Source organism: Pseudomonas sp. NBRC 111138 (assembly GCF_001320835.1).
GTDB lineage: Bacteria > Pseudomonadota > Gammaproteobacteria > Pseudomonadales > Pseudomonadaceae > Aquipseudomonas > Aquipseudomonas paracarnis.
Genome location: NZ_BCBO01000039.1, coordinates 1 through 8,138 on the forward strand (window position 1 = coordinate 1; position 8,138 = coordinate 8,138).

Annotated in this window: 5 protein-coding genes; 1 reads left to right on the forward strand and 4 read right to left on the reverse strand. The window is 60.1% G+C overall.

Translation table 11 applies throughout. The annotated features are described in order from the left end of the window. From APH41_RS07795 to APH41_RS07810, 4 genes are all read right to left on the reverse strand, one after another. Positions 1–3,972, reverse strand: a 3,972-nt coding sequence (locus APH41_RS07795; RefSeq protein ID WP_177333554.1) for a membrane-targeted effector domain-containing toxin, incomplete at its 3' end; no start/stop codon positions are given. Between the two features lie 330 nt (positions 3,973–4,302). Continuing rightward, positions 4,303–5,124, reverse strand: coding sequence for a M23 family metallopeptidase (locus tag APH41_RS07800; RefSeq protein WP_034128018.1), 822 nt, complete (start codon positions 5,122–5,124; stop codon positions 4,303–4,305). A 3-nt stretch (positions 5,125–5,127) separates the two neighbouring features. Beyond that, positions 5,128–6,507 (reverse strand): exodeoxyribonuclease VII large subunit, encoded by a 1,380-nt coding sequence (xseA, locus tag APH41_RS07805; protein ID WP_054918293.1) that lies wholly within the window; start codon positions 6,505–6,507, stop codon positions 5,128–5,130. Between the two features lie 10 nt (positions 6,508–6,517). Then, positions 6,518–7,408: a LysR family transcriptional regulator gene (locus APH41_RS07810; RefSeq protein WP_054897805.1), complete on the reverse strand. Its 891-nt coding sequence runs from the start codon at positions 7,406–7,408 to the stop codon at positions 6,518–6,520. Positions 7,409–7,508: 100 nt separating this feature from the next. Here APH41_RS07810 and APH41_RS07815 point away from each other — a divergent pair. Then, positions 7,509–8,138: sulfite exporter TauE/SafE family protein (locus APH41_RS07815; RefSeq protein ID WP_054918295.1), on the forward strand; the 630-nt coding region annotated here is incomplete at its 3' end.

The following is an 8,138-nucleotide window of genomic DNA, read 5'->3' on the forward strand; positions in this document are numbered from 1 at the left end:
GCTATCCGTGACGTTGGCCCCGGGATCCCTTGGTATTGACGGGCCGCTGATGGCAACACTCTTGTTGAATGCTTTGTCCGGGTACACGCCTATGCCCACCCCTCCAGTGAGTTCCGCCAGACCTGGAACGTTTCGGGCTGTGTTCATATGGGCCCGGCCTACCAAGGCGAGTACTTTTTCGCCCGGCTTGCGTGTTTCCAAGATACGGGTCGCGAAGTAATTGAATTCTTGCAGGCGCGTAATGCCGTTGTCGTTGTCCCCAACGTACTTGTAGAAATCGGGCATATCCGATCGGCGGGTCAAGTAGTGGTGCTCGAGGGATTTGACGGTGATTCCATTGTCACTGGCAAGTTGAACCAGTTCCGAGAGCGTGGGAGACGCGCCTTGAGGACGGTGGCCACCCATGCCCACATCCATGAGCTGGCCCGCGGCATTGGTTTCGACACCTTCAATATAAAACGTGGTAACCCCCGACTCTTTGAGGGCCTGCATATTCTCTTTGAGCATCTGGAAACTGGCGATTTCGTTATGGCGCTCGCCCAGTACCACCACATCAGTGATTTCGTAGGCCTTACGCAACAGGTCGGCCGGCGAGGTGCCGGGTGCGGGCTCCAGCCGGGACGGGCGCGGCGGCATCTGGCCTTGAGTGAGCATGTTCTTGTAGAAGTTATACAAATCCCGCCTGAACCAATACCTGGCCAGTGGCAGGGTTTTAGGGGTGAAGTCGGCTTCGACCAGCCGCCCTCTGTTGAGGCTGAAATACTCGGCGTCTGGTAACGCTGGTCGGGCAGGGGCCTCGGCGCCTGTCGTCGAAGCTCCCGGTGTCGGCGTGGGGGCTCCACCGGGCAGTTGATTCAGGCGCCATTCACCGTTGCCCGCATGTTGTACAGAGGCGACGATTCTGCTGCTTTTGGGCGCAGTTGCTGGGACGTTCGGGTCGATGATATTGACCCAGCCACTGCGAGCGTGAAAGGCTGAATCGATCTGATAAACCCTGCTCACGCGGGTACTGTCGGTAAATCGGATGAACCACTCGTCGCCAACGTTATAGGTACCGTCACTCCTTAGCGTCCGGCCGTTGATCATATCGCCAGGCCTGGCGTACGCACTCAAGTCGCGCTCGGGAATGACGGCGTCGTTGGGCGTGCGCGAGCCAGCGATAGTGTTGCCGGTGCTGGCTAAGGGTCGTGCCGGCACTGGGCTGACGGGCGCAGGCAGTGCTCTTGGCCCTGGGCGCGGGGTAATCGCGCCTGTCGCCGTCGACGACTTGAATACCGGGCGTAGGGGGGCCGCGCGAACATTGGAGATACCCGCCGCAGACAGGGTGAAATCACTGTAGATCGCCCGTCCCAGGCCGGGTCTTTTGATCAGGTGCGGCAACACTCTGCTGTTGGCGCGCAGTGCGCTGATGCCGGCTTTGCCCAGACGAAAACCCGCAGACACGCCTTTGCCAGCCACTGGTATCAGGTCGGTAAAGATCAATGCCACTTCAATGCCTAACTCGATTTTGTTCTTGAGCGATTGCCGTGCGACCTCCGCACTGCTTACGGACTGGTGATCCGCTCGGTCGATCGCCATCTGTACGTGTTGCTTGTACAGATGGTCTTGGAAATCACCTTTTATGGGCTCAAGGCGAGTGGCGCCTCCCAGCAGCTTGATCGACGAGACCGCCAGCTCGGGGGACATCAATTTCGTTGGGCTGTACGCAGCTTCTTTAAGCGCTCCCTTGAACTGATCGACCTCATCTTTACTGACGGGTGATTTTCTTTGCGCGATATAGGTTGCCCACTCTTTTTTCTCCAGGAGGGTGTCGAGGGCCTTGTGGTCCGCGACTTCGCGATAAGTAATGCCGTCGGGAGCCTTGGGGGTGTACAGCACCAGCGATGGATCTGTCTGGTTGCCGATCACCATCACGCCCTGCACCGCTAGCCCCCTGTGGAGCAGGCTGTTGGCGACGATGGTTTTCCCATCGACTTGAGGGCGGGTGGCCGGGTCGGGGTGAGTCAGTACCGCATCCGCCCACTGCGCCGCGCGTTTATGGATGTTGTCGCTGGCCAGTTCCGTATAGGCGTCGGGGCTGAGTTCTGCCAGAAACGCCTCTTTGTCCATCGCGTCTGCCAGATGAGCTTTCCACGCTGTGCGCAAGTGCACAGCACTCCCCGATTGGGCATCTGGGGCCATTTCCTGTTTAAGCAGTTTGGTGTATTCGCCCCCGACATCGGCGGTATTGACCAGAGCCTTGAGATCGTCGGTGTCCAGGGTAACCGGCTTGCCGCTCAGGTCTCGCACAGGCTTGCCGTGCTTGTCGCGCAGAGGCAAGGTCATTTTCTCATCGGTGTATACACCTCTTTCGACGGCAGGGAAGCCACTGGGATTCTTCAGCGCCAAGTCGGTCAGGGACACCGCGTCTTGTTTCGAATAGAGGGGTTGGCCAGTCCCTCTGCCGCCGTGGATGGCGGTGCGGGTGTGGACCTGCACCATGAGTTGATCCGCATCGATTTCTGCTGCCGGGTATCGCTGTTTGATGGCTGCATTCAGGCGGTCACGGGCGAAGGTGTTCAGCGCCGGGATTTTTTCAAGCAGGGGCGTCAGCGCATCCAGGCTCCGTTCCTGCGCCTTGTCCAAGTGCAAAAACAAGGCTTCTTGAAAGGGGCTTAGATTCTTCAACCATTCGGGTTGGAGTTTGTCGGTCAGTTTGGCGTCCCGGGCCAGCATGGCGTTGGTGCCATCGGTAAGGTACGACCAGTCGGCCGCATTATCGATACCTTCCAATGTGGCACTGTCGAGAAGGGGGTTGACGGTTTTGCCTGGCGCCAATGCTGTGCTCAGGTGGGTATTAATGTCTGCCCGCTGGCGTTTGAGCATCCAGGGGATGGATTGCGTCAACACATCCCCGGCCGATGGCTCGACACTGGACATCAGATCTTTTCCGGTAATAGGGTCGGGCCTGTTTTGCAGAGCCGGGGGCAGGCCTTGCAGGAGCAACTTGGCCTCGACACCGCCCTGGTCCAGGCGGCTGGCCAAAGCCTGGCGCGCCTGGGCCGGCGTTGCGAATTCCTCGAAACCTTCGCTGGGCGTGTACATCACGACGGGGCCATTGTCATCGTTGAGCGCAAGTGCGCGCCCATTCGGCCAGGTGGGCGGCGTAGCATAGGAGCCGTCTTTTCGGGTGATGAGAAAGGCCCCTGGCAGCATCGCGCCATGTTCCGTTTGGTCATCCACAGTAACGGGGTACACCCCTAAGCGATCACCGTCGGTGAAGCGTTTTTCCCGGTCTTGCAGGGTGGGGTAGCGCAACGCGGAGTCGATCAGGTCTTTGCCGGTCGCGCTCAGGGTGCCATCGCTCAGGCGCAGTGAGGCGAGGATCGACAGCTGTTTTTTGTGCAGGAACAACAGTTGCTCTTGCGGCGGCATCTGGAGCGTCGGCTGATTTTCCACCGGCCGCGGTGTGCTCCAGTATTCTTCAAGCGCCTGCGGGTATTGCGTGGCAATGCTGCGAGCAATGGATTGCAGCGTGCCTTCGGTAAAGGCCGGTACCGCCATGTCGGCAATGGTTCGTCGATAAGTGAATTCAGTGCTTATGCCTCGCTCCGGGCGCATCAACGCATTCGGGTTGGCCTGGATGTCGCGGATCATCCTGGCCAGTGCAGCCATCAGGGGCTCTGAAGAGGCCAGTGATTCGCGTCCATCGCCCACTCTGTAGCGATTGAAACTGAGCATGTCCGGATTCAGCGGCCTGATCGCGGGGAAGGCCTCCTCAAGTTGCGACTGTACAAAGGCCTTGAAGCCGGGTTGCTGGCTATGCAGGCGTTGCTTGTCTTCAGTCAGCATCGCGTGTTCAGCGGTGAACTGTGTTTCATTGCTGGGTTTGAAATGCTTCACCAACTGCGGGTATCGCATTTTCGCCGGGGTAATACCTGACGAGGCGGGAGTAGGCGGGTCATCGGGGGCGTAATTGGCGGCGGCGGGCAAGGGGGCTGATGCAGGTTGTTGCAGAGTTGCGGGTGGTGTAGGCGGGCTGGTCGGGGGGGTACCGGGTGAGGCGTGAGATGAGGTCAGGAGGTTTTGCGAATGTCGCTCTGACAGTGCTGGGGTAAGTGACATGGAAAGAGTCTCATGGGAATTGGATCTCCAGTGCTCAGGTCCTGCTCATTACGTCCGTGTAAATCGCTGGTTGAGTGAGTCTCGGGTGTCGGATGGTTCATCGCAAAAGTGTAAGAAGATCACAATGCATTGCAGCGAACCTCCGGCAGATCAGGCGCCAGCGCAGGAAATCACTGACGCCCCTCACGGCCACGGTATTCAGGGTTGAAACGCGCCGATAAAAATCGCCGGATCTACCCGTGCATCGTTCAGGCTGACGTTCCAGTGCATATGCGGCCCGGTGGCCCGGCCTGTCGAGCCGACTTTGCCGACTACCGCACCGCGTACCAGTGGCTGACCCACCTTCACATCGATCTTCGACATATGGCAGAACATGCTGATAAAGCCCTGGCCATGATCGACAAACACGGTATTGCCGTTGAAGAAGTAATTGCCGACCAGAATCACCTTGCCATTGGCGGGTGTCTTGATCGGTGTGCCGGCCGGTACGGCGAAATCCAGGCCCGAATGCGGGTTGCGTTCTTCACCGTTGAAGAAGCGGCGCACCCCGAATTTGCTCGAAAGCGGCCCGTTCACCGGTTTATCCAGCACCAGGTTGCTAGGCAGGTTCGGGCTGAAGCTGCGGTAAGCCTTGAGCTGCACTGCCAGTTCGCCTTCGATGCGCTTGAGCTGGGCCGGGTCAGGGTTGACCTGGCTCTTGTTCTTCAAAGTGATGCGCTGTTCCGGATACTTCTTGTAACCGACGATAAACGGCAGGTTGCGCCCACCGCTGCTGATGCGCTCGTTGCCAGGCTTGACCGTTAACGGGATACCGACAATCGCCAGCCAGTTGTCCTGCTCCTTGACCACCAGCACCGGCTTGCCCTGGTAGGTGGCTTTCGGCGCCGTGGCCGAAGGGCCTAGTTCGACGACGGCCACGCCGCCTGGCACCGGTTTGTTCAGGGTTCGCGTGATGTAACTGTCGGCGTGGGCATTAAATGTGAGGCACAACAGTATCAACAGGCTCAGTAGGCGTGGCATCGATCAATCCAATAATGAAAGGGTGACGGGTGTCAGGTGGTTGTCTTCCACCCGCACTTGCAATTGGCCTTCACCCAGGCGCGCGGTGAGGCGCTGGCCGGTGTGGGTTTGTGCGGCATTGCGAATCGCCTGGCCGCGCTCGTCCAACAGGATGCTGTAGCCGCGGCCCAGGGTCGCCAGAGGGCTGACCACCTGCAATGTCTGCACTTGGCTCTGCAGTTGCAGACGCCGAGCCTTGAGACCTTCACGCATGGCGCGGGGCAGGCGTTCGGCGAGGCTGTCCAGGCGCTGGCGCAAGAGTGCCAGTTGACGGCCGGGGTGCTGGCCGGCGAGGCGGGTTTCCAGGCGGATCAAGCGCTCGCGACGGGTATTGAGGCTACGCTCAAAGGCGCGGCGCAAGCGCATGTCCAGGTCATCCAGGCGCTGGGCCTGCTGGCGCAAGCGCTCGCCCGGGTGACGCAGGCGCCGGGCCATGCCTTCCAGGCGCAGGCGGCTGTGGCTCAGGCGGTTGCGCATCAGCATCACCAGGCGGCGCTGCAGGTTTTCCACTTGACGCACCAGGTGGCTGGCGTCGGGAGCCAGCAACTCGGCGGCGGCGGAGGGAGTAGGGGCGCGGACGTCCGCCACGAAGTCGCTGATGGACACATCGGTTTCATGACCAACGGCACTGACGATAGGGGTAACGCAGGCATCAATTGCGCGGGCCACCGCCTCTTCGTTGAAGCACCACAAGTCTTCCAGGGAGCCACCGCCACGGGCCAGGATCAGCGCGTCGAAACCCCGGGCGTCGGCGAGTTTCAGCGCCCGCACGATCTGCGGGATTGCTTCGCGGCCTTGCACGGCGGTAGGGATCAGGGTCAGTTCAACATTCGGCGCGCGGCGGCGGAACACGCTGATGATGTCGCGAATCACCGCGCCGGTGGGCGAGCTGATAATGCCGATGCGCCGAGGATGCACCGGCAGCGCCACTTTGCGTTCGGCACTGAACAGGCCTTCGGCGCTCAGCTTTTCCTTCAGTGCATCGAAGGCAAGGCGTAGCGCACCATCACCGGCCGGCTCCACGGTATCGAGGATCAGTTGGTAATCGCCGCGGCCCTCGAACAACGAGACCTTACCGCGCACCTTCACCGCCAGGCCATCCTTCAACGCCTGACGTACCCGCGCCGCGTTATTGCGAAACAGCGCGCAACGCACCTGGGCGCCACTGTCCTTGAGCGTGAAATACACATGGCCGGAGGCCGGGCGGGCGAGGTTGGAGATCTCGCCTTCCACCCAGATATTGGTGAACACGTCTTCCAGCAACACCCGCGCGCGGCCGTTGAGTTGGCTGACAGTCAGGACTTCGCGGTCCAGGCCCAAGCGGGCAAAAGGATCTTTAATCATGGGCGGCAGTTTATAGGCATTCGTGCAGGGTTTGACAGAATTGCTCCACCAGCGCGTTCGGCGCTTGCGCGCAGGCCAGGGCTACGGTGCTGTCGCAGTCAGGGTCGGCCAAGGGCAAAAATTGCACGTTGGGCGGGGCGATGTCCTGCATGGATTTTGGTAACAGAGCAATCCCGAAACCGGCCTGGATCAATTGCAACTGCGTGGTCTTGCGCGACATTACCCGCGCCGCCTTGGGGAAAAAACCTGCCCGCATGCACAATTCAGCCGACAGATAGCTCAGCCCGCCGCGCTGAGGGTGGGGGATTGAAATAAACGCCTCATCCTTGAGTTGCATTAACTCGACCGCTGCGTTGCCGCGTGCCAAGGGATGACCCGCAGGCACTGCCAGCGCCAACGGCTCGGTGTACCAAGGCACCACGCGCACGCCTTCGCGCTGGCGCAACACCGGCAACCGCAGCAGGCCGACGTCCAGGCGGCCCTCGACGATTTCCTCCAGTTGGGCTTCGGAGGAGAGTTTGACGATATCCATCGACACACCCGGGCAGCGCTCCAGCCACGTGCTGATGCCTTGCAGTAACGCGCCGCTCATCGGCACGGTGCTCGAATGGCTCAGGCGCAAGGTGCCGAGTTGGCCCTGGCCCACTTGTGTCGCCAGGTCGCTGGCCTTGAGCAACTCACTCAGCAGGTTGCGCGCCCGTGGGTAGAAGGCTTCGCCGGCGGCCGTCAGCCTTGGCTGGCGTGCAGTGCGTTCGAACAGTGGGGTTTGCAGTTGAGATTCAAGCTCCTTGATCTGCCGGCTCAAGGCTGATTGCGCCACGAACAGGCGCTCGGCGGCAGCACTGAAGCTACCGCTGTCGGCGATTTCGACGAAATAACGCAGTTGCCGGGTGGAGATCAAGAGTCATGCCTTTTTGAGATGAGTAGTGAGCCTGGAAGATATTAGTCGCAACCCTTGCCGATGGCTAAAGTGAACGGCATCTCAATAGAAGGAATAAGTCATGAGCCCGGTTGAGCTGATGAGCCAGTGGACTTTCGGCGGTATTGATTGGCTGGTGATCGGCCTGGGCGTGACGGTGGCTTATATCGTGTTCGGCATTGCCGGGTTCGGCACGGCGCTGGTGGCGGGGCCGATCCTGATTTTATTCATGCCGCTGTCGAAGATCATCCCGTTGCTGGTGCTTCTGGACTTTGTCGCTGCGTTTGGCGGCCTGCTGCGAACACGGCGCGATGTGAACAAGCCGGAACTGTTGCGGTTGCTGCCCTGCATGGCCATCGGCTGCACCCTGGGCGTGGTGTTTTTGCTCAACCTGCATTCGGACCTGTTGCTGTTATTGATGGGGCTGTTTATCAGCGCCTACGCGATTTACAGCCTGGCGGTGAAAGCAAGGCCGACTCAGTTGACGGCGGGCTGGTCGATTCCCATGGGCACCGTTGGCGGCCTGTTTGGGGCGCTATTCGGCAGTGGCGGCTTCTTATATGCGATTTACCTGAACAGCCGTTTGCCCAAGGACGCTGCGCGGGCTACGCAAAGCGCGCTGATCAGTTGCAGCACGGTCGTGCGTTTGAGTCTGTTCCTGATTGCCGGGGTGTATGCAGATTTGCCGTTATTGATGTTGGCGGTTTGCCTG

Bases quoted from the DNA above. Each gene is read 5' to 3' on its own strand.
- xseA (WP_054918293.1), bottom strand. From the start codon at position 6,507: ATGATTAAAGATCCTTTTGCCCGCTTGGGCCTGGACCGCGAAGTCCTG.
- APH41_RS07800 (WP_034128018.1), bottom strand. From the start codon at position 5,124: ATGCCACGCCTACTGAGCCTGTTGATACTGTTGTGCCTCACATTTAAT.